This window comes from Bacillus sp. TH30, assembly GCF_016650875.1.
Classification (GTDB): domain Bacteria; phylum Bacillota; class Bacilli; order Bacillales; family Bacillaceae_G; genus Bacillus_A; species Bacillus_A mycoides.
On the sequence record NZ_JAEKEY010000002.1, the window covers coordinates 2,985,940 to 3,006,941 of the forward strand.

22 protein-coding genes and 1 other annotated feature are annotated in these 21,002 nt (G+C 37.1%); of the genes, 18 read left to right on the plus strand and 4 right to left on the minus strand.

Translation table 11 applies throughout. From position 1 onward, the window contains the following. The first annotated feature begins 45 nt into the window (after window positions 1-45). Window positions 46-282: a binding site (T-box leader), on the plus strand. 65 nt (window positions 283-347) lie between these two features. The 3 genes from JFU20_RS17345 to JFU20_RS17355 all read left to right on the plus strand — a co-directional run bounded on the left by JFU20_RS17345 (window position 348) and on the right by JFU20_RS17355 (window position 3,217). Further along, the gene (locus JFU20_RS17345; RefSeq protein WP_002015963.1) at window positions 348-1,661 is read left to right on the plus strand and encodes an APC family permease; all 1,314 of its coding nucleotides are present in this window, start codon (window positions 348-350) and stop codon (window positions 1,659-1,661) included. Between the two features lie 110 nt (window positions 1,662-1,771). Continuing rightward, window positions 1,772-2,956: an MFS transporter gene (locus tag JFU20_RS17350; protein ID WP_002166511.1), complete on the plus strand. Its 1,185-nt coding sequence runs from the start codon at window positions 1,772-1,774 to the stop codon at window positions 2,954-2,956. A 78-nt stretch (window positions 2,957-3,034) separates the two neighbouring features. After that, entirely contained in the window at window positions 3,035-3,217 is a 183-nt protein-coding gene (locus JFU20_RS17355; protein ID WP_002067983.1) for a hypothetical protein, read from the plus strand. Window positions 3,218-3,244: 27 nt separating this feature from the next. On the opposite strand, the gene JFU20_RS17360 is transcribed toward JFU20_RS17355, so the two are convergent. Beyond that, window positions 3,245-4,003 (minus strand): TrmB family transcriptional regulator, encoded by a 759-nt coding sequence (locus JFU20_RS17360; protein WP_002015960.1) that lies wholly within the window; start codon window positions 4,001-4,003, stop codon window positions 3,245-3,247. Window positions 4,004-4,211: 208 nt separating this feature from the next. Between JFU20_RS17360 and JFU20_RS30870 the strand changes: the two genes are divergently transcribed. The 4 genes from JFU20_RS30870 to JFU20_RS17380 all read left to right on the plus strand — a co-directional run bounded on the left by JFU20_RS30870 (window position 4,212) and on the right by JFU20_RS17380 (window position 8,114). Next, on the plus strand, window positions 4,212-6,212 hold the full coding sequence (locus JFU20_RS30870; RefSeq protein ID WP_002015959.1) for a methyl-accepting chemotaxis protein: 2,001 nt from the start codon (window positions 4,212-4,214) through the stop codon (window positions 6,210-6,212). A gap of 77 nt (window positions 6,213-6,289) precedes the next feature. Further along, window positions 6,290-6,592, plus strand: a complete 303-nt coding sequence (locus JFU20_RS17370) for an MTH1187 family thiamine-binding protein (RefSeq protein WP_001018862.1) — start codon at window positions 6,290-6,292, stop codon at window positions 6,590-6,592. 47 nt (window positions 6,593-6,639) lie between these two features. Continuing rightward, window positions 6,640-6,885, plus strand: coding sequence for a YusU family protein (locus tag JFU20_RS17375; RefSeq protein ID WP_001290599.1), 246 nt, complete (start codon window positions 6,640-6,642; stop codon window positions 6,883-6,885). A 311-nt stretch (window positions 6,886-7,196) separates the two neighbouring features. After that, the gene (locus JFU20_RS17380; protein ID WP_002015957.1) at window positions 7,197-8,114 is read left to right on the plus strand and encodes a proline dehydrogenase family protein; all 918 of its coding nucleotides are present in this window, start codon (window positions 7,197-7,199) and stop codon (window positions 8,112-8,114) included. A 22-nt stretch (window positions 8,115-8,136) separates the two neighbouring features. Here JFU20_RS17380 and JFU20_RS17385 read toward each other — a convergent pair whose 3' ends face one another. Together JFU20_RS17385 and JFU20_RS17390 are read right to left on the minus strand one after the other, a co-directional pair. Then, complete coding sequence (locus tag JFU20_RS17385; RefSeq protein WP_033710232.1) at window positions 8,137-8,976, minus strand: D-alanyl-D-alanine carboxypeptidase family protein; 840 nt, start codon at window positions 8,974-8,976, stop codon at window positions 8,137-8,139. Between the two features lie 97 nt (window positions 8,977-9,073). Continuing rightward, window positions 9,074-9,220, minus strand: coding sequence for a YuzL family protein (locus JFU20_RS17390; protein WP_002015955.1), 147 nt, complete (start codon window positions 9,218-9,220; stop codon window positions 9,074-9,076). Window positions 9,221-9,457: 237 nt separating this feature from the next. On the opposite strand from JFU20_RS17390, the gene JFU20_RS17395 reads away from it, so the two are divergent. From JFU20_RS17395 to JFU20_RS17440, 10 genes are all read left to right on the plus strand, one after another. Next, window positions 9,458-11,839, plus strand: coding sequence for a 3-hydroxyacyl-CoA dehydrogenase/enoyl-CoA hydratase family protein (locus tag JFU20_RS17395; protein ID WP_002015954.1), 2,382 nt, complete (start codon window positions 9,458-9,460; stop codon window positions 11,837-11,839). 21 nt (window positions 11,840-11,860) lie between these two features. Then, window positions 11,861-13,033 carry an acetyl-CoA C-acetyltransferase gene (locus JFU20_RS17400; RefSeq protein ID WP_001206332.1) on the plus strand — a complete coding sequence of 391 codons (1,173 nt, stop codon included), beginning with the start codon at window positions 11,861-11,863 and terminating at the stop codon, window positions 13,031-13,033. 386 nt (window positions 13,034-13,419) lie between these two features. Further along, on the plus strand, window positions 13,420-15,204 hold the full coding sequence (locus JFU20_RS17405; protein WP_002089410.1) for an acyl-CoA dehydrogenase family protein: 1,785 nt from the start codon (window positions 13,420-13,422) through the stop codon (window positions 15,202-15,204). 130 nt (window positions 15,205-15,334) lie between these two features. Beyond that, entirely contained in the window at window positions 15,335-15,562 is a 228-nt protein-coding gene (locus JFU20_RS17410) for a helix-turn-helix transcriptional regulator (RefSeq protein WP_002015952.1), read from the plus strand. Further along, window positions 15,559-15,846, plus strand: coding sequence for a DUF2178 domain-containing protein (locus JFU20_RS17415; RefSeq protein ID WP_002166513.1), 288 nt, complete (start codon window positions 15,559-15,561; stop codon window positions 15,844-15,846). Before JFU20_RS17410 ends, JFU20_RS17415 begins: the two co-directional genes overlap by 4 nt. Before the next feature lie 62 nt (window positions 15,847-15,908). Next, window positions 15,909-16,631 (plus strand): MBL fold metallo-hydrolase, encoded by a 723-nt coding sequence (locus JFU20_RS17420; protein ID WP_201038789.1) that lies wholly within the window; start codon window positions 15,909-15,911, stop codon window positions 16,629-16,631. Window positions 16,632-16,870: 239 nt separating this feature from the next. Continuing rightward, window positions 16,871-17,056, plus strand: coding sequence for a hypothetical protein (locus tag JFU20_RS17425; RefSeq protein ID WP_001180550.1), 186 nt, complete (start codon window positions 16,871-16,873; stop codon window positions 17,054-17,056). 13 nt (window positions 17,057-17,069) lie between these two features. Then, the gene (locus tag JFU20_RS17430) at window positions 17,070-17,318 is read left to right on the plus strand and encodes a spore coat protein (RefSeq protein ID WP_002015950.1); all 249 of its coding nucleotides are present in this window, start codon (window positions 17,070-17,072) and stop codon (window positions 17,316-17,318) included. 246 nt (window positions 17,319-17,564) lie between these two features. After that, entirely contained in the window at window positions 17,565-18,515 is a 951-nt protein-coding gene (locus tag JFU20_RS17435; RefSeq protein ID WP_002015947.1) for an L-lactate dehydrogenase, read from the plus strand. A 22-nt stretch (window positions 18,516-18,537) separates the two neighbouring features. After that, a complete protein-coding gene (locus JFU20_RS17440) occupies window positions 18,538-19,551 on the plus strand; it encodes a PTS sugar transporter subunit IIC (RefSeq protein WP_002089394.1) in 1,014 nt (337 codons plus the stop codon). 57 nt (window positions 19,552-19,608) lie between these two features. Here the strand turns inward: JFU20_RS17440 and JFU20_RS17445 are convergent, their stop codons facing one another. After that, window positions 19,609-20,256, minus strand: coding sequence for a phosphatase PAP2 family protein (locus JFU20_RS17445; protein ID WP_002015945.1), 648 nt, complete (start codon window positions 20,254-20,256; stop codon window positions 19,609-19,611). A 144-nt stretch (window positions 20,257-20,400) separates the two neighbouring features. Here JFU20_RS17445 and JFU20_RS17450 point away from each other — a divergent pair, with 144 nt between their 5' ends. After that, window positions 20,401-20,928, plus strand: coding sequence for a hypothetical protein (locus JFU20_RS17450; protein ID WP_201038790.1), 528 nt, complete (start codon window positions 20,401-20,403; stop codon window positions 20,926-20,928). Window positions 20,929-21,002 lie beyond the last annotated feature (74 nt).

The window sequence follows — 21,002 nt, forward strand, 5'->3', positions numbered from 1 at the left end:
TTCTAACAATTCAATATAATGGGAAACAACTACAAAATTCGACATCAAGAAGTGATGATGAGGATATGATCAGTTTTTTACGATTATCAGAGAGGGAGGCCTTTGGCTGTGAGCTTCCTAATACGGAAAAATCGATTACCACCTCTGAACTGCAGCAGTGAACGGATATCTAGTAATTGCATGCCGGCAAAAACCGTTATTTAGACTTGAGAAATTGGTGAAGTGTGTCACTTTACTAATTGAAACAAGGGTGGAACCACGAATACAACACTCGTCCCTTTTTTAGGGAGGAGTGTTTTTTTATTTCATTTTTGCATCACACTAGAATTGGAAGGAGGATACGCAGCATGCATCATGATGAGAAAAACAAAATTGGTTTAACAGTAGCACTTTCTATCGTAGTAGGAACTATTATTGGGTCTGGTGTGTTTATGAAACCAGGGAGCGTATTAGATTACTCAGGGAGTTCTAATATGGCTATTCTTGCTTGGGTAATTGGTGGTCTGTTGACGTTAGCAAGTGGTTTAACAGTAGCCGAAATTGGAGCGCAAATTCCGAAAAATGGTGGGTTGTATACGTATTTAGAGGAGATTTACGGAAGTTTTTGGGGGTATTTATCTGGCTGGATGCAAACAATTGTTTATGGACCAGCTATTATTGGAACGTTAGGTTTGTATTTTAGTTCTTTAATGATCAATTTTTTCTATTTAGATAAAGTCTGGAATTTACCAATCGCAATTGGAACAGTTGTGTTCCTAGGCGTTATAAATAGTTTGGGAACAAAATATGGGGGCATCGTCCAAACGGTTACGACAGTTGGGAAGATGATTCCAATTATATTAATTGTTGTGCTAGGGTTTTGGAAAGGGAATAGTGATATCTTCAACGTAGTTGTACCGATATCAGAAAATCAAAGTATCGGGATGGCAATTTTAGCAACTTTATTTGCCTATGATGGCTGGATTTTGCTTGCTTCTATTGGCGGAGAAATGAAGAATCCAACAAAGTTATTACCAAAGGCAATGACAGTTGGGATTTTAATTGTAACAGCTGCTTACGTATTAATTAACTTAGCGTTACTAAATGTATTACCAGCAGCGAAAATTGTAGCCCTTGGAGAAAACGCAACGGCGACAGCTGCGGGAATGTTACTTGGAGAATATGGCGGGAAAATTATTAGTATCGGTATTATTATTTCTATTTTCGGTTGTTTAAATGGAAAGATTTTAACATTCCCACGTATTCCGATGTCGATGGCAGAGCGTGGACACCTTCCGTTTTCTAAGTTTATTGCAAAAGAAAATTCGAGATTTAAAACACCAGCGAATGCGATTACTGTTGAAATCATATTAGGAATTATTTTAATGATTATTAGTGATCCGAATAAGCTATCCGAGATTTCCGTATTCATTATTTATATTTTCTATGTAATGACATTTATAGGTGTCTTCATTTTAAGAAAACGTAACAAGAATAAAGAGCGTGCATACAGTGTACCGTTATTCCCGATTGTACCAATCGTTGCGATTTTAGGATCGTTGTTTGTGCTTGGAAGTGCAATTATTAACGATCCGGTAAGCTGCTTCTTATCAATTGGAATTGTATTTACTGGACTTCCGGTATATTGGTACTTAAATAAGAAGAAAGAAACTGGAGTTTAATGATTGAAGGGCAGGCGTATTATACGCCTGCTTTTTTGCTATAAAAAAATTTGTACTTGCGTCCACTTTCTCTTTTGGTTACTATAATGGTAGTAACCAAAAGAGAAAGTGTGGGGAAAGGCTTGAATTTTCGTGTATATATTTTAGCTATTGCGGCTTTCGTAGTCGGAACGGTTGAGCTAATTATAGGAGGAACGCTTGATTTAGTTGCTAATGATTTAGGTGTGTCGATTAGTGCAGCTGGTCAGCTTATTACAATATTTTCAGTAGTATTTGCTCTATCGGGGCCAGTTTTATTAGCATTAACAGGCAAGTTTGAAAGAAAGAAATTGTATGTTGTGGCATTATCAATTTTCTTAATTGGAAATATCATTTCGGCATTTAGTGTGAATTACGAGATGTTAATGTTCTCGAGAGTAATTTGTGCAGCGAGTGGTTCGCTTATTATTGCACTATCGGTAACACTTGCTTCTAGTGTAGTAGAGCCGCATTTTCGTGCGCGTGCAATTGGAATCATTTTCATGGGTATTAGTGGATCACTCGTACTTGGAGTACCACTAGGTCTTGTGCTCGGAAATGCATATGGATGGCGTGCACCATTTGTATTAATTTCGGTATTAACAGTTATAGCAATCGCTTGTATTTCATTATTCTTAACGAAAGTACCACCGACATCAGTACTATCGATAAGAGAACAAATTGCTACGTTAAAGGATAAAAAAATTGTAAGCGCACAGTTAACATCATTTTTATTTTTAACAGGTCATTTAACGCTATACGCATATTTAACACCGTTTCTAAAAGATGTCATGCATGTTGAAGCAAATTGGATTAGTGTGTTTTACTTCATTTTCGGAATTGCGGCGGTACTTGGAGGCGGCCTTGGCGGCTTGCTTGCTGATAAATGGGGATCGAAGAAAAGTATTATTTCCATCATTATCGTATTTGCATGTGCAATCTTTATGTTGCCGATGATGACATTCTCATTCCCGCTTTTCATTATTATGATGGGGCTTTGGAGTATGCTGAGCTGGGCAATTTCGCCAGCACAGCAAAACTATTTAATTGAAATTGCGCCAGAATCAGCTGGTATTCAGCAAGGTTTAAATAACTCTGCACTTCATTTAGGAATTGCACTTGGCTCAACAGTGGGCGGAGTTGTTATTGAGAAATCATCTGTTATATATAACGCTTGGGTAGGCGGCGTTTTCATTATATTGGCACTGCTTTGTGCGATTTTCTCTATTACGAGAGGACGCTCGAATCAGCTTACGAAAGAAGAATCTATCATTTGATAGGTTCTTTTTTTGTTTGTAAAAAATTGCAGGTTTTAGTAGAAAAGTGGAGAAATTGTATGTAGCGAGGTGATGTATATGTATACGAATTTTTCGATTCTTGGCTTTCTAATTTCAATGCTTCCGTTGTTCCTTATTATTCTTGCACTTAGATGGGTTCGTTTCATCTATCAAAACTCAGAAAAACAAGTGGAGCAAAATGAAAAAATTATTGAGCTGTTAATGGTGATAAAGGAACAAAATGAAAAGGAGTCTAGGTGAAGAACTAGACTCCTTTTCATTATTCAACTAGTACCTCAACTTCATAAGCAGACTCTTAATTTCCTCATCCTGCATAAAGAGATCATGGTGCTTCTCTGTAATCTTCGCAAGTGCAACGTCATGATAGAAGAACTCCGTAAAGAACTTCACGAAAGGTTGTGACATTGTTTTCATCGCTTGCCATGATTCTTGCTCTACACCAGCAAATAAAATTTCACGATCGTCAACGATGAGTAGTAAATAACGCTCTAATGCGTTAGGTTCTTGAGCTGGGATTAAAAAATGCATGTTTTCTAAGTCAGTTTCCACTTTTCCAACTATGAGGGACTCGACTTGGACGCCTTGTTTTTCTTTTTGTTCTAGTAAAGGAAGATATTCTAAAAGGGTATCGTTCCATGCGGAGATGCGTATGGATTCTTTCGCATCTTCTATAAGTTGCCTACTTTGTACTTTAATAGAAGACTGCATTTTTAAACTCCAAACGCGGTCATCTGTAAATGACTTTTTAGAAATATTATTTTCAAGTTCTTTAATATTAGATTGGAATTCTGTCGTTAACTTTTCAATTGCTAGCTTGAGTGGTAATGCTGTATACAATTTTTTCTTTTCAGAAACAGAATCCATTACCATCCCTTTATCAATGAGTCGTGCTAACACTTCGTATATTTTTGCTTTTGGAACACCTGAATGTTTAACGATAGTTGTTGCATCTAATGGGTCATTGCTTGATACGACAACTTCATAAGCTTGGCTTTCATATTGTGAGAAACCGAATTTTTGTAGCATAGTTCCCTCCGAACGAATGAGATTATATGTTAAGGATAATGAACTATTTGTTTTTACACAAGTGTTGAGATAACAAGTAAGTTGATTGAAATGAGAATAAATTTCAATTTTTTAAACTATATGGATTGAGCTTTCTGATTTATCTATTATACTTAATATAGTGATTAATACGATTAAATTTTACCGAGAAGGGGATGCTTGAGGGAATATGTTGAGAAGTTTACGTTTAAAAATTGCAGTAGTATTTTCGGTACTTATTTCTATGATGTTTGTAATATTAGGTACAGCTGTGTATCAATTGCAAAAAGAGAAAGAAACGCACTCCTTAGATCAGTATTCTGAAAATACGATGGATCTTGTGACAGAGCAGTTAACTGCATTTATGCAGCGAATTGAAGAAGATATGGGTCATTATGGATCTCATGAGGATATTCAAAACATGCTACAAGATGGGGTTACTCCAGAAGAAGAGAGTTTTATTTTAAAAGAATTTTCAAGATTTAAAAAGAATCATCCTGATATTTTAGATGTATACATTGGGACGAAAGATAAAAAAACGTTAAGTGCAAACCTTGCTGATGGAGGAAAAGTACCTGAAGGATATGATCCAACAAGTCGTCCGTGGTATAAAACATCTGAAGCAGATACAAAATCGATTATTTGGGGACAACCACAATATGAAATCGCGACAGGTAAGTTAAGTATTGGAGTTTCAAAAGCCATTGTCGGGCAAGATGGTTCTGTGTTAGGTGTTGTAGCAATGGATGTATCACTAGGAACGATTCAAAAGCTACTCCATAATATTCAATATAATAATGGCGGAGAAATGTTTGTTATAAATGATAAAAATATTGCCATTGTGTACCCGGAGAAAGTAGGAAAAGATGTTTCGAAAGAACCACTTGTTAAAAGTTTAAATAAAGATGAAACGAAATTTGCGGCGGCGACATTAGGTGGAAAAGATGTAGTGGCATACAGTCAAGTGTTTGATAAGATGAAATGGAAAATTGGGATTGTATATCCGAAAGAGTCAATTGATAACTTACTCGTAGAAACAAGAAATACAGTTATTATAATGGCATGTATAAGTTTATTGATTGGAATATTAGCTTCATATTTATTCTCAAGAAGATTAGCAAGACCGTTACAATTATTAACGAATCACGTTCAAAAAGTAGCGGAAGGTGATTTAACGTTGCAAATGAAGGTGACAAGTAAAGATGAGGTTGGTACGCTTACGACTCACTTTAATCATATGGTTGAGCAAATGAATGAAATGGTAAGTAAAATTAAAAATAGTGTATCGACAGTACAGAAATCGACTCACAATCTGCATTATTTAACGAATGAAACTGTAGCAGCTAGTAGAGAAGTTTCAGGTGCAATGGATGATGTGAGCGGAGGCGCGTCTACTCTTGCTAATAGTGTAGATGAAGTTTCAGAACAGCTCGAGAATATGGCGCAGTCAGTGGAACAAATGAATAACTCCGTTGGTGAAATAAAAGGAGTGGCTGGCAAAGCTGAAGAGGCATCTAAGCAAGGATTAAATACGATGCGTAATTTAGTTCGTACGAGAGGACAATCATCTTCTATCATTGTTCATACAGAGGAAGCGTCTGGTAAGTTAGAGCAAAGAGTTGGATCGATTCAAAATGTTGTAGAGCTTATAAAAGGTATTTCGGATCAAACAAATTTACTTGCTTTAAATGCTTCGATTGAAGCAGCACGTGCAGGTGAACAAGGTAAGGGATTTGCGGTTGTTGCTGAAGAGGTTCGAAATTTAGCTGAACAATCAAAAGAGGCAACCGGAGAGATTGCAACGATGATTGGTGATGTACAATTAGAAGTAAAGCGAGTTGTAGAAGTTGTAAGTAAGTTGAAAGATATTGCTGATATACAAAATAAAGTTACGACAGAGGCGGAGACAGAATTCCGCACAATCATGTCAGTCGTAAGTACAATTAGTGCTTCAGTAGAGAAGATTGTAGCAGAAGTGCAGAATATAGGTCACGAGCAAGAAGAAATTACAGATGTTATGCAAACAATCGCTGGTACGAGTCAAGAAAGTGCAGCTGTTTCTGAAGAGGTAAATGCAGCGACTGAGTCACAGGTTAATCATCTAGAGAAAGTTGCTCACACGATGGAAAGTTTGACAGAGAATATGAGAGACTTAGAAAGATTGATTGAGCAGTTTAAAGTAGAAGAGTAATGTATTAGTAAAATGATGAGGATTTCGGTAAAATAGACAATGGATATATATAAAGTAGTTATAGGAGGAAGATTATTATGGCAATTGTTGATGTATCGATTATTCCAGTAGGAACAGGTAATCCAAGTGTTAGTGAATATGTAGCAGAAGTACAAAAGGTACTAGAGAAAAATGCTGATCGTGTGAAGTATCAATTAACACCGATGAATACAGTAATTGAAGGCGATCTTCCTGTCATTTTAGAAGTAATTCAACAAATGCATGAAGTGCCATATACGAAAGGTGCACAGCGTGTTGCAACAACAATTCGTATCGATGATCGTCGTGATAAAGTAAGCACGATGGAGAAGAAATTAAACTCTGTTCGATCAAAATTATAAGAAAAAGCAGCGATCTTCGCTGCTTTTTTCATATAGGAGGAAATAAGATGAGTGAAAAGTTTAACGAGCAATTTGACGGATTGCTAGAGAAATACACGGAACTATTACTTGGAGAGAGCAACGAAGAGCGAAAAGAGCAGGTACAGAAATGGGCACTTTATTCTTATATGGCTAAGACGATGCCAGCTTTAGTGAAACATTGGAATGAGACGTATCCAGATGCAAAAGAAGAGATGGTACAGTTAATTACGAATATTAAAAAGCTGAATGATGAGAAGCGAAATGAGAAGTAAGAAGGCTTGAGGATAATGTTACCTCAAGTTTTTGTTATTAATATCCTTATATAATTTACATGAAATATAAATGGTTTTGTGAGCATGTCGAATATTTTCGGCATGCTCATTTTTTCCCTAGTAAACCCGTTTTTTTTGAATGTCGAAAAATATTTTCTTCATATTTACAAACGAGAATATAGAGTTTTAAATGTTTTGATAGTATTTTATAAATTATCTAAATAATTATTTGTATCAAATAATTTTAAACAATGATATAATTTCGAAGAGGGGTAAAAAACAGATAAATTATAGTCGTAGGGGTGAATTACATGGAACAATTAATGCGAAATTCGTTTCTTTTCTTATCTAAAAATAAAGCGCTAACAAAACTGGCTAAAAAGTACGGTTTACGCTTTGGTGCAGGTCGCTTCGTCGCAGGGGAAACGATTGAATTAGCGACAGCTGCAATTAAAGCATTAAATAAGCAAGGTCTTTGTGTAACAATCGATTATTTAGGTGAATTCGTTGATAATGAAGCGGAAGCAAATGAAATGGCCAGCGAATCGATTGAAGCGATTCGTGCAATTGGAAGAGAAGGTCTTAATTCACAGCTTTCTTTAAAGATGACTTCTATGGGATTAGATATCTCCGACGAAATCGTAATGAACAATATGCGCCGTATTTTAGAAGCTGCAAAAGAAAATGGTGTGTTTATTACAATTGATATGGAAGACTATACGCGCTGCGGAAAAACAATTGATATCTTTAAACAATTAAAATCTGAATACGATAATATTGGTACTGTTATTCAAGCTTATTTATATCGTACAGAAAAAGATATTGAAGATTTAAACGCTTATAATCCTAATTTACGTCTTGTAAAAGGGGCCTATAAAGAACCTGAAGAAGTAGCGTTCCCGGAAAAGAAAGATGTAGATGACAATTATAAAAAAATTATTAAAATGCACTTATTAAATGGAAATTACACTGCAATTGCTTCACATGACGAAGCGATTATTGAATATACGAAAAAACTTGCGGAAGAACATAACATTCCAAGGGATCAATTTGAATTCCAAATGTTATTTGGTATTCGTACAGAGCGTCAACTTGAGCTAGTAAAAGAAGGTTACAAAATGCGCGTTTACGTGCCTTATGGAAACGACTGGTATGGCTATTTCATGCGCCGTCTAGCAGAACGTCCAGCAAACGTTGCGTTCGTATTAAAAGGTATGATCAAAAAATAACCAAGGAGAAAATACTCCTTGGTTATTTTAATTGCTGAAATGCGTAGTGCGACATTTTCTTCGTATCAGGATATAGTTGCGTACGAGTAGAAGATAACACGACGTTAATGACGCGTTTACCGTCTTTTTCATCAACTGTTACGACTGTGTATTTTCCGAGTGCTGATAAACCGCTTTTACTTCCAATCGCATATGGATCATCATATAGTTCTTCTCGTCCATAGTTTGCGATTTTCGGAGAACGCTCTGAAGTATGTAGTGTTGTATGTATTGAATTCATATATTCTAAAACGATCGGATACTTCAAGGCTTCTTTCGTAATAATAGCAATGTCATATGGTGATACTTTATTTCCAAGTGCATCAGCACCGCTTGCGTTTTTGAAAGTCGCATGTTTTGTCCCAAGTTCCTTCGCCCTAGAGTTCATCATTTTCACAAACTCATTTTTTGATCCTGCGATATGTTCAGCGATTGACTCAGCGATTGGGTCTGCACTAATAATAAGCATAAGTTTTAATGCCTCATCACGTTTTAATTTTTCACCCGCGCGAAGCTTAATCTTCTTACTTTGACTTTCTGTTTTAATCGCATTCTCTGTAACCGTAATTTCTTCATCTTCTTTTACATTCTCAAGTAAGAGAAGAGTTGTCATCATTTTGGCTATACTAGCCGGATAAGAGCGTTCATCTTCACGTTTTCCATACAAAATTTTCCCTGTGTCTGCATCAATTGTAATCCCGTATTGCCCAGTAATGTTAGGTTGATCTGCTCTTACAACTTGTTGCCTTTGTGCATAAGAGAAGAAAATCATCCCTGTAAATAGTGTGGCAATCATTACAATCATAATTATTGTTCGTTTCATCGTCGTTCCCTCTTTTGTTTTCCATATGTACAAATAAATTGGGCAGAAAAAGCAGCCATTAATCATTATGCCACGTCCTCTGCCCAAAAATATAGCGTTATTTTTCGCCCATATTATGCTTCTTATATTGTTGGTTATTACTTTGACGCCCTTTTTCAACACCGTGATTATGCGGACCTGCATTTCCAGTTACACTTGCTGCGCTAATTCCAGTTTTTGAAGGGTTCTTCTTAAGTTTTGCCATATATATTCCTCCAGTTTCGTCAGATTATAAAAAGGAAAAGTGCATTTTAATGAAGAAAATACACATGTATAGCATAGCCAAATGAAAGAAATATATTTATTTCAGAAAATTTTATCAATAAATATATTGCGAAAATTCAAACTGTATCATATATTTATTAGTAGAGGCTCACTCATTGATTGCGACTTATGTCGAAAAATTGAATGAGCATTCATTCAAGAATAGGGGGAGAAATGGATGTTCCAAATTAAAAAGGCTGCTGTTCTAGGTTCAGGCGTAATGGGTTCAGGAATTGCGGCACACTTAGCTAATATTGGTATTCCGACATTATTGCTTGATATTGTACCACCTGCGCTTACGAAAGAAGAAGAGGCGAAGGGACTTACATTAGAACATAAAAGTGTGAGAAATCGTTTTAGTAATACGGCTGTGCAAAAACTATTAAAGCAAAAACCAGCTCCTCTGACAGTGAAAGGAAATTTAGCACTGATTGAAGCAGGTAACTTAGAAGATGATCTTGAGCGTCTAGCTGATGTAGATTGGATTATTGAAGTAGTAGTTGAAAACTTAGATATAAAGAAGAAACTATTTGAAAAAGTAGATGCTGTTCGTAAACCAGGCTCAATTGTGAGCTCAAATACATCAGGCATTTCCGTTGAAAAAATGGCAGAGGGTCGTTCAGACGACTTCCAGAAACACTTCTTAGGAACACACTTTTTTAACCCACCACGATATTTAAAACTTCTAGAGGTAATACCGACGAAAGAAACTGATCCACAAGTATTAAGCTTCATGAAACTATTTGGCGAAGACGTTCTTGGAAAAGGCGTTGTTATCGCAAAAGACACACCAAACTTTATTGGAAACCGCATCGGTACGTATGGCTTGCTTGTAACGCTTCAAGAAATGATTAAGCGTGGCTATAGCATTGGAGAAGTTGACTCTGTAACAGGTCCATTAATTGGTCGTCCGAAGAGCGCAACGTTCCGTACATTAGATGTTGTTGGTTTAGATACATTTGTACACGTTGCAAATAACGTATATGAAAATGTACAAGAAGAAGAGCGTGATGTATTTAAAGTACCTGCTTTTATGCATGACATGCTTGATAAAAAATGGCTTGGAAGTAAAACGGGTCAAGGCTTCTTCTTAAAACAAGGAAAAGAAATTTTAGAATTAAACCCTGAAACGATGGAATATGGAGCGCGTAAAAAATTAAAAGCTGCGTCCGTAGAGTTAAGTAAGCAAGAAAAAGGATTAGCGAATAAATTGAAAGCGCTTGTATACGCGAAAGATCGCGCAGGAGAGTTGTTATGGAATATTATCACACCAACTCTTTTATACTCTGCAAAGCTTCATAAAGAAATTGCTGATGATATCGTTGCAATTGACCAAGCGATGAAATGGGGCTTCGGATGGGAGCAAGGACCATTCGAAATTTGGGATGCAATCGGCGTTGAAAAGTCTGTTCAAAAGATGGAAGAAAACGGCGCAGTTGTTCCTACTTGGGTGAAAGAAATGGTAGAGAAAGGTTTCACTACTTTCTATAAACATGATAACGGCGATAGCTACTATTACGACAATGGTGAATATAAGCTAATCGAACGTAACAAAAAAGCAATTTCTCTTAAGCAGTTAAAAGAGAAAAACGGTGTGTTAAAGAAAAATAGCGGAGCGAGCTTAATTGATTTAGGCGATGGTATCCTTTGCTTAGAATTCCATTCGAAGAGCAATGCAATCGGTATGGATATTACGCAAATGATTAACTACGCTGTTGATGAAGTAGAGAAAAATTATAAAGGTCTTGTTATCGGAAACCAATCGAAGAACTTCTGCGTTGGTGCGAACCTTGCAATGATCTTAATGGAAGCACAAGACGACAACTACTTTGAAATTGAGTGGGTTGTGAAAAACTTCCAAGATGCAATGACGAAAATTAAGTACTCTTCTAAGCCAGTTGTAGCGGCGCCATATGGTATGACGCTTGGCGGTGGTACAGAAGTTTGTTTACCAGCAGCGAGCATTCAAGCTTCTAGTGAGACTTATATGGGCTTAGTAGAAGTAGGTGTTGGCTTAATCCCTGGCGGAGGCGGTAACAAAGAGTTATACATTAAACACTTAAACAAAATGGCAAACGGTGTAGAATTCGACTTACAAAAAGTTGCGAATAAAGTATTCGAATCTGTAGCGATGGCGAAAGTTTCTACATCAGCACAAGAAGCTGTATCGAACAACTTCTTAGGCGATAAAGACGGTATTAGTGTGAATGGTGATCACTTACTATATGATGCGAAACAAAAAGCACTTTCTTTATATGAAGCAGGTTATAAAGCACCTATCCGCAAAAAGATACCAGTTGTTGGTGAGACAGGATATGCAGCGCTTGTACTTGGTGCAGAGGCAATGCATTTATCAGGTTACATTTCTGAACATGATCTGCACATTGCGAAGAAACTGGCATATGTCATTGCGGGCGGAAAAGTGCCGTACGGAACAGAAGTTGATGAGCAGTATTTATTAGATGTAGAACGTGAAGCATTTATTAGCTTAGTAAGTGAGATGAAATCACAAGCAAGAATGCAGCACATGCTTGTAAAAGGAAAACCATTACGTAACTAATAACGAGGGGAGATATCGTTCATGAGAGAAGCTGTCATTGTTGCGGGAGCAAGAACACCAATTGGAAAAGCAAAGAGGGGGTCATTAAAAACAGTTCGTCCTGACGATCTAGGGGCGTTAGTAGTAAAAGAAACGTTAAAGCGTGCGAATTATGAAGGACCAATTGATGATTTAATTTTCGGTTGTGCGATGCCAGAAGCAGAGCAAGGTTTAAATATGGCTCGTAATATCGGCGGGCTAGCAGGACTTTCTTACGATGTTCCAGCTATTACAATTAACCGTTACTGTTCTTCAGGTTTACAAAGTATCGCTTACGGAGCAGAGCGCATTATGCTTGGTCACTCTGAAGCTGTATTATCAGGCGGAGCGGAATCAATGAGTTTAGTTCCAATGATGGGGCACGTTGTTCGTCCGAACAGTCGCCTTGTAGAAGCTGCTCCAGAATATTATATGGGTATGGGACATACAGCAGAGCAAGTTGCTGTGAAATATGGAATTTCTCGTGAAGAACAAGATGCATTTGCAGTAAGAAGTCATCAACGTGCTGCGAAAGCATTAGCTGCAGGGAACTTTGCGGATGAAACAGTATCTGTAGATGTGACGTTACGCTCGGTTGGATCAAACAACAAACTGCAAGAAGAAACAATCATTTTCGCACAAGACGAAGGTGTAAGAGCAGAGACGACGCTAGACATTTTAGGTAAATTACGTCCAGCATTTAACGTTCGCGGTTCTGTAACGGCTGGTAACTCTTCACAAATGAGTGACGGTGCAGCATCTGTACTATTAATGGATCGTGAAAAAGCAGTGAGCGATGGCATGAAGCCACTTGCAAAATTCCGTTCATTCGCAGTAGCTGGAGTACCACCAGAAGTAATGGGAATCGGCCCAATTGCTGCAATTCCGAAAGCGTTAAAATTAGCTGGTTTAGAGCTATCTGATATCGGTCTATTTGAACTAAATGAAGCATTCGCTTCTCAATCTATCCAAGTTATTCGTGAACTTGGTCTAGATGAAGAAAAAGTAAACGTAAACGGCGGTGCAATCGCACTTGGACATCCACTTGGCTGTACAGGAGCAAAACTAACACTATCTCTTATTCACGAAATGAAACGTCGCAACCAACAATTCGGTATCGTAACAATGTGTATCGGCGGCGGAATGGGAGCAGCGGGAGTATTTGAATTACTATAAAAAAAGTGGAAGCGGCTCGCTCAGAATGTGAGGGGGATGGAGCTTCAGACGAAGAGGCGCTGTTTGCCTCGTAGGAAGAAGCAAAGCCATCGAACATTCTAGCCGCTGGAACTGGATTATATAAAAAGTGCAGGTGGCTTGCTCAGAACAGGAGGGCGTTGGAAGCCCTGACGAAGAGGCGCTTTTTGCCTCAAAGGAAGGGGTGAAACGACCGACTGTTCTAGCCACCGGAACTGGATTGTAAAAAAGTGGAAGCGGCTCGCTCAGAACAAGAGGACGCTAAAGCAAAGAATGGAAGCAACAAAGGGGTATGAAAAATAAAAGTGAGAGTCAGCTTTCCAAAAATGAGAGAAGCGGCTTATGAAAATATAAAGGAGGAAATTTTCATGGAAAAAACAGTAGGAAATGCGGTTAAAGGCGGTAGCTTTTTAGTAGAGGAAATTACGATTGATCAAGTGTTTACGCCAGAAGATTTTTCATCTGAGCATAAAATGATTGCAAAAACGACAGAGGACTTTATCGTAAATGAAGTTCTTCCGGAGCTTGAATATTTAGAGCAACACGAATTTGATCGTTCTGTGCGTCTTTTAAAAGAAGCTGGTGAACTTGGTTTACTAGGCGCTGACGTACCAGAAGAGTACGGCGGAATTGGTCTTGATAAAGTAAGCTCAGCGTTAATCGCAGAGAAATTCTCGCGCGCTGGTGGTTTTGCAATCACTCACGGTGCTCACGTTGGTATCGGATCTTTACCAATCGTATTATTCGGTAACGAAGAGCAAAAGAAAAAATATTTACCACTACTTGCAACTGGTGAAAAATTAGCGGCATACGCATTAACTGAGCCAGGTTCAGGATCTGACGCATTAGGTGCAAAAACAACTGCACGTTTAAATGCAGAAGGTACGCATTACGTATTAAATGGTGAAAAACAATGGATTACAAACTCTGCATTTGCTGACGTATTTATCGTATACGCAAAAATAGACGGTGAGCACTTCTCAGCATTTATCGTAGAGAAAGACTATGCTGGTGTATCTACAAGCCCTGAAGAGAAGAAAATGGGTATTAAATGTTCTTCAACTCGTACGTTAATTTTAGAAGATGCGTTAGTACCGAAAGAAAACTTACTTGGTGAAATCGGTAAAGGCCATATTATCGCGTTCAACATTTTAAATATCGGTCGTTATAAATTAGGTGTTGGTACAGTTGGATCTGCGAAACGTGCAGTAGAAATTTCAGCACAATATGCAAATCAACGTCAACAATTCAAACAACCAATCGCTCGCTTCCCATTAATTCAAGAGAAACTTGCGAATATGGCAGCGAAAACATATGCAGCTGAAAGCTCTGTATATCGTACAGTAGGTTTATTCGAAAGTCGCATGAGCACATTATCTGAAGAAGAAGTAAAAGACGGTAAAGCAGTAGCAGCTTCTATCGCTGAATATGCAATCGAGTGTTCTTTAAATAAAGTATTCGGTTCTGAAGTACTAGATTATACAGTAGATGAAGGTGTTCAAATTCACGGTGGTTACGGATTTATGGCAGAGTACGAGATTGAAAGAATGTACCGCGATTCTCGTATTAACCGTATTTTCGAAGGCACGAACGAAATTAACCGCCTAATCGTACCAGGTACGTTCTTACGTAAAGCGATGAAAGGTGAATTACCACTTCTTCAAAAAGCACAAAAATTACAAGAAGAGTTAATGATGATGATGCCAGAAGAAGTAGGCGATGAGCCATTAGCACTTCAAAAATATTTAGTAAAGAACGCGAAGAAAATCGGTTTAATGGTAGCTGGATTAGCTGCTCAAAAATACGGTAAAGCATTAGATAAAGAGCAAGAAATTCTTGTGAATATTGCTGACATCGTAAGCAATCTTTACGCAATGGAATCAGCTCTTCTTCGTACAGAAAAAGCAATTAAAACAACTGGTCTTGAAAAGAATAAACAAAAAGTGTTATACACTGAAGTATTCTGCCAAGAAGCATTCAACGAAATCGAAGCAGATGCGAAAGAAACACTTATCGCAGTTGAAAATGGCGACATGCTGCGCATGATGTTATCATCATTACGTAAATTAACTCGCCACACACCACTTAACGTAATTCCGAAGAAACGTGAAATTGCTGCGAAAATTTTAGAAGATGAGCGTTACACAGTTTAATAGAACAGCGGGAACCAGTAGCCTTGTGGCTGCTGGTTTTTTATTTTTACTGATGTTAAAAATAGTTTACATGATGTTAAAAATAAATTACAATGAAAATATAGAAAATAATGTAAAATAAGGAGAGGTTATGAAACAGAGTGGGAATTTACAAAATAATCTCGTTGTACTCAGAGCAGAAAAACGCTGGTCACAAACTGATTTAGCAAAGCAAGCTGGGGTAAGTAGACAAACGATCGCCTCAATTGAAGCAAATCGTTACAATCCATCTTTAATTTTAGCTTTTGAAATTGCACTTATTTTGGGTAAGGAGTTTCATGAAGTTTTTCAATATAAGATAGAGGGGGAAACGGAATGAGTGTTGTAGTAGGGATAATAATCTCAGTAGCAGGACTAATAGGTGTTTTATATTCAACACGTTTTCAGAAGAATGAGGGGGAAGATGAAAGAGGCGAGCATATTACAGGGAATGCAGCTAAAATTTCGTTATTTGTATTTTTATTTCTATATTTAGTTATCTTTTTAATCGGGAATCTATATTCATTGACAGGCGAACAATATAAATTAGCAAATGCATTTTTATTAGCAGGGGTACTTTGTTCTTATGCTTTAACTATCGTAGTTTTGAAAAGAAAATATTAACTGGAAAAGGGCTGTTTTACATATGTATTTGTAAACGGCTCTTTTTTATGGAGGTAAAGGAGATGAAGGTAATAAAAGTAGGAACAGTTCATCAAATCGCATTTTTACCACGTTTATTTCCGATTAACTGTTATTTTGTTGAAGAAGAAACAGGATTAACTTTAATTGATGCAGCTTTACCATTTTGTGCAATGAAGATTTTAGAAGCGGCTCGAAAAATTGGTAAACCGATTACGAATATTGTTATCACGCACGCGCATGATGACCATATAGGAGCACTTGATGCGATAAAACAAGAGCTGCCGGATGTTACGGTTTATATTTCTAAAAGAGATGCTCATTTACTTGAAGGAGATATGGCACTGCAAAATGGAGAACGAAACACACCGATAAAAGTGGGTGTGTCTAAAAAGATAAAGACGATTCCAGATATTCTTCTTCAAGAGGGTGATCAGATGGGTTCTCTTTTAGCGATTGAGACTCCAGGTCATACACCAGGTTCAATGGCGTTTTTAGATACGAGGAACGATGCACTCATTGTTGGAGATGCATTTCAAACGAGAGGCGGGATAGCGGTAGCGGGGCAATTGAAGTGGCTTTTTCCGTTTCCTATGTTTGGTACTTGGGATGCAGAAGTTTCATTAACAAGCGCTCAGAAATTGCTGGAGTATAAGCCGTCTATATTGGCGACGGGGCATGGGAAGATGATTAAAGATCCGTTAGTGCAAATGCAGAAAGCGATTGAAGAAGCGGAAAGGAATTTAATGAGAAAGAGCCTCAAATAATTTTGAGGCTCTTTTTTGCTAGATGATATTTTTTTGTAGGCTTTAGAAATGTATATATCGCTAATACGAAGTTGAAAAACATAAATACGAAAGGGTCTTGGCTTGGATTCGGATCATAATTTTTTTGAGTGTTTGTAAGACATTCTAGTGGTATTTCTAGATGTCTTTTTTTTATGAATATGATTTAAAAAGAATCAAATAATAAATGGTGAATGAACAAAGAAAGGTAGGAGTATTTTATGCAAAACTTAACAGAGCTTGAAGTGGAAAATTTACGTCATTTAATTGGTGGTCATGCGACGATTATTAACAAATTGGACCAGTATGCACAGGCTTGTACAGATCCACAGCTAAAGCAAATGCTACAAAAGGATGCACAAGATGCACGAAATACGAAACAGCAATTAATGACTTTTCTAGGATAGGAGGAAGAGAGAAATGAATGAAAAAGATATGGTAAATGATTATTTAGCAGGGTTAAACTCAAGTTTAACAAGTTATGCAAATTATATTTCTCAGTCTGATAACGAACAGTTACATCAAACGTTAATTCAAATTCGTAATCAAGATGAGATGCGTCAACGTAATATGTATGAATATGCAAAGCAAAAAAGTTATTACAAGCCGGCAGCACCTGCTAATCCAATGATTGTGCAGCAATTGAAAAGTCAATTAAGTGCGGAATAGTGTGATGAATGAAACGAGCGAATGGATTCGCTCGTTTTTTTGTTTGGTATATGTCAATAAATACATAATAAATATTTTTTCAGTTGTAACAAATATGACGAAAATTAAATATAACAATTCACAAAAAGGACAAAACTTTGCTCAATATTTCACAAAGTATCCATGGTTTCTATCGTGAGAACCTCTATAATTAGGGGTGTAAAGAACGAAAGAAATAGACTACATGATCAATTAGGAGAGATTGCTATGAATAGAAACACAAGAAAAATTGCAATTATCGGTACTGGATTAGTTGGATCAAGCTGTGCGTATTCCATTGTAAACCAAGGGATTTGCGAAGAGCTATTGTTAATTGATATAAATCATGAACGTGCAGTTGGAGAAGCGATGGATTTATCGCACTGCATTAACTTTACAAATACAAGAACAAAAGTATATGCAGGAAGTTATGAAGACTGCAAAGATATGGACATTGTCATTATTACAGCAGGACCAGCGCCGAAGCCTGGACAAAGTCGTTTAGACACTTTAGGAGCAAGCGCAAAGATTATGGAAAGTGTTGTGAATGGCGTAATGGAAAGTGGATTTGATGGTATTTTCTTACTCGCATCGAATCCAGTTGATATTATTACATATCAAGTGTGGAAGTTATCTGGTTTACCTAGAAATCGTGTGATTGGTACAGGTACATCACTAGATTCTTCTCGCTTAAGAACATTTTTATCTGAAATGTTACATGTAGATCCTCGTAGTATTCATGGGTATTCATTAGGAGAACATGGTGATTCTCAAATGGTTGCTTGGTCTCACGTAACTGTTGGTGGAAAGCCGATTTTACAAATTTTAGAAGAGAAAAAAGACCGATTTGGTGAAATAGATTTAGATGAAATTGTTGAGAAGACTGCAAAAGCTGGATGGGAAATTTATAAGCGCAAAGGAACTACTTATTACGGAATCGGAAATTCTTTAGCTTATATTGCTCGCTCAATTTTCAATGATGATCACCGTGTTATCGCTGTTTCAGCTATTTTAGATGGTGAATATGGCGAATACGATATTTGTACAGGAGTACCAGCAATTATTACTAGAGATGGTATAAGAGAAGTGGTAGAACTAAACTTATCAGAAGATGAAGAAAGTCGCTTTGCAAAATCAAACGATGTTTTACGCGATTATATGAAAACAATTGGTTACTAAATTATAGGAGAAGGTGAAACAAATGAAGGAATATATAATGTCTCGTGTGTTTAAAGCTTCTGCCGGAATCGCACAGGGTATTTTCGTATCCCTTGGAATTGGTTTACTGATTGAAAATATAGGAAGAATTGTTGATATACCATTACTTATTACAATCGGAGTTGTTGCAAAATCACTTATGGCACCAGCAATTGGAGCCGGGATTGCCTTTATGCTCGGTGCAAACGGACTCGTAATTTTCTCAGCGATGGTAGCTGGAGCAATTGGAGCTGGTTCAATTTCAATTACTGAAGCTGGTCTTATCATTAAAACAGGTGAACCAATCGGTGCATTATTAACAGCGACTTTAGCAGTTTATATTGGTAAACGATTAAGTGGAAAAACTGCTTTAGATATGATGCTCGTTCCATTTGCAGCAATATTAGGTTCTGGTTTAGTCGGTATTTGGTTAGCTCAAAATATTAGCCCAGTTTTAAATACAGTTGGAGCATTCATTAAAGATAGTTCAGCTGGTAGCCCGTTTATCGCTTCTATCGTGATTGCTGTAGTTTGGGGATTGTTACTTATCTCTCCAGCTTCATCAGCTGCGTTAGCGATAGCGCTTAGCTTAGATGGTGTTGCAGGCGGTGCAGCACTTGCAGGATGTGTTGCTCAATTTATCGGATTCTCTGTTATTTCAGCGAAAGAAAATAATTTAGGTGGCATATTAGCCCAGGCACTTTGTACTCCAAAAGTGCAGTTACCGAACATTACTAAAAATCCAATGATTCTCGTCCCAACTGTCGTCGCCAGTGCAATAGTTGGCCCAGTATCGGCACTAATTTTCCAACTGGAAGCAGGAAAAGAAATTGCAGGTCTTGGATTAAGCTCTCTTATCGCACCAATTAATTTAATTTCCAGCCAAGGGTGGGAAGTTGTCCCAGCGATGGTAATCACTTATATCATCATTCCAGTAGCTGTTTCTTATATACTGTACATTGCTCTTAAAAAAGCAGGTCGTATTCATTCTGGTGATATGACTGTACCGCAATCTTAATTTGAAAATCTCCTTAATAATAGATAAAAGCAGACTGAGAAGACACAGTCTGCTTTTTTACATTTTATGATTTTGTTTTACTGGAACTGTCACTGTTTCTTTTGCTAATAAGAGCTGGACACCGAAGTATAGTACGCTTGCGAGCGTCATTCCAGAAATGGCGTCTACAAATGCATGCTGCTTCGTAAATAATGTTGATAAAATAATAAGCGTACCGAAGAAAGTAAGGATGTAATATTCCAAAGTATGCTGTTCTCTACGCTTAAAGGCAGCTAACATAATTACAAATGTCGTAAGGACATGAATGCTTGGGAAGCAGTTTACTGGATGATCAATACTATAAATATAGCGGACTAGTTCGGAAAATACGTCTGTTCCAACGACGGTTGGGCGTGGTACAGTTGTCTGCCAAAAAAAATAAATCGAAAAACAAGCAAGTTTTCCAAGAATTACACTACTTAAAGTGACATAATATTGCTTTCGATCAGCAAAACAGTAATAAATAAGTGCACCGTATAAGTATGGAAACCAAAGTAAGTAAGGAATAATAAATGCTTTCACAAATGGAATCCAATCATCTACTACAGTTGTGACATCTACTGCGTGAACAGTAGATTTATTTAATACATCGTAAAGGGGACTTACGAGTACGAGTAGAAGTATATAACTTAACGGAAGAAGAGATGAAAGTTTAAATTTCTTCATGATAATCTCCTATGTTTTAGTAATGTAAATAAATTCAATTGATTATAATATAGAAAATCCAATTGGGCTATCGATTTTACTTACATTTTCTTGAATTCACCTTACATTTTTGTCACTTGACTTAAAAGAGGGGGAGGGTGCTATATGAAGCGTTCATTTTATTTCTTAGTTTTTATATTGTTATGCCTAGTGAGTACTGGGTGTGCAAAGGATAAAGAAGGAGAGAAATTAGAATACAACGGGAGAGCACTCGTAATTGGAGTTGTTGGTGAAAAGCCGAAAGATACGTTTAGAAATATAAAGTTTGAAAAAGTGAAGTTAGAAGAACTGAAAAAGGAATCTGGAGCAGTAGATGGTTTTCTAATAATGAAAGAGCACTTTCAAGAAGCTTCGAAAGAGCAGTATAAAGATTTATTTTTATCGTTAAAGAAACCAGTGTTTTTTATTGGCTTACAAGATAAATCATATTCGACTTTTATTACAAAAAATATAGAGTATAACAGTGCACCAAAAGATGTAAATGCTATGTACGTGCAAGGTTTTGCAAATATTGGAAGTGGCGAAGGGCAACAATGGGGAGTAGGTTTATCGAATGGTGGAAATACAGAAGAAAGTATTCATAATATGTATATAGTAGTGTTTCAAACCATTTCGGACTATTTAAGTCGATGATGAAGGAGCCTGTAAAAGGGCTTCTTATTTTTTAAATAAAGTGAAACTTTAATCAGTCGGGGTTTTGTCCATTC

Excerpts from the sequence above, each read along its gene's own strand:
- JFU20_RS17345 (WP_002015963.1), top strand. The coding sequence starts at position 348 with ATGCATCATGATGAGAAAAACAAAATTGGTTTAACAGTAGCACTTTCT.
- JFU20_RS17355 (WP_002067983.1), top strand. The coding sequence starts at position 3,035 with ATGTATACGAATTTTTCGATTCTTGGCTTTCTAATTTCAATGCTTCCG.
- JFU20_RS17360 (WP_002015960.1), bottom strand. The coding sequence starts at position 4,003 with ATGCTACAAAAATTCGGTTTCTCACAATATGAAAGCCAAGCTTATGAA.
- JFU20_RS30870 (WP_002015959.1), top strand. The coding sequence starts at position 4,212 with ATGTTGAGAAGTTTACGTTTAAAAATTGCAGTAGTATTTTCGGTACTT.
- JFU20_RS17370 (WP_001018862.1), top strand. The coding sequence starts at position 6,290 with ATGGCAATTGTTGATGTATCGATTATTCCAGTAGGAACAGGTAATCCA.
- JFU20_RS17375 (WP_001290599.1), top strand. The coding sequence starts at position 6,640 with ATGAGTGAAAAGTTTAACGAGCAATTTGACGGATTGCTAGAGAAATAC.
- JFU20_RS17380 (WP_002015957.1), top strand. The coding sequence starts at position 7,197 with ATGGAACAATTAATGCGAAATTCGTTTCTTTTCTTATCTAAAAATAAA.
- JFU20_RS17385 (WP_033710232.1), bottom strand. The coding sequence starts at position 8,976 with ATGAAACGAACAATAATTATGATTGTAATGATTGCCACACTATTTACA.
- JFU20_RS17390 (WP_002015955.1), bottom strand. The coding sequence starts at position 9,220 with ATGGCAAAACTTAAGAAGAACCCTTCAAAAACTGGAATTAGCGCAGCA.
- JFU20_RS17395 (WP_002015954.1), top strand. The coding sequence starts at position 9,458 with ATGTTCCAAATTAAAAAGGCTGCTGTTCTAGGTTCAGGCGTAATGGGT.
- JFU20_RS17400 (WP_001206332.1), top strand. The coding sequence starts at position 11,861 with ATGAGAGAAGCTGTCATTGTTGCGGGAGCAAGAACACCAATTGGAAAA.
- JFU20_RS17405 (WP_002089410.1), top strand. The coding sequence starts at position 13,420 with ATGGAAAAAACAGTAGGAAATGCGGTTAAAGGCGGTAGCTTTTTAGTA.
- JFU20_RS17410 (WP_002015952.1), top strand. The coding sequence starts at position 15,335 with ATGAAACAGAGTGGGAATTTACAAAATAATCTCGTTGTACTCAGAGCA.
- JFU20_RS17415 (WP_002166513.1), top strand. The coding sequence starts at position 15,559 with ATGAGTGTTGTAGTAGGGATAATAATCTCAGTAGCAGGACTAATAGGT.
- JFU20_RS17420 (WP_201038789.1), top strand. The coding sequence starts at position 15,909 with ATGAAGGTAATAAAAGTAGGAACAGTTCATCAAATCGCATTTTTACCA.
- JFU20_RS17425 (WP_001180550.1), top strand. The coding sequence starts at position 16,871 with ATGCAAAACTTAACAGAGCTTGAAGTGGAAAATTTACGTCATTTAATT.
- JFU20_RS17430 (WP_002015950.1), top strand. The coding sequence starts at position 17,070 with ATGAATGAAAAAGATATGGTAAATGATTATTTAGCAGGGTTAAACTCA.
- JFU20_RS17435 (WP_002015947.1), top strand. The coding sequence starts at position 17,565 with ATGAATAGAAACACAAGAAAAATTGCAATTATCGGTACTGGATTAGTT.
- JFU20_RS17440 (WP_002089394.1), top strand. The coding sequence starts at position 18,538 with ATGAAGGAATATATAATGTCTCGTGTGTTTAAAGCTTCTGCCGGAATC.
- JFU20_RS17445 (WP_002015945.1), bottom strand. The coding sequence starts at position 20,256 with ATGAAGAAATTTAAACTTTCATCTCTTCTTCCGTTAAGTTATATACTT.
- JFU20_RS17450 (WP_201038790.1), top strand. The coding sequence starts at position 20,401 with ATGAAGCGTTCATTTTATTTCTTAGTTTTTATATTGTTATGCCTAGTG.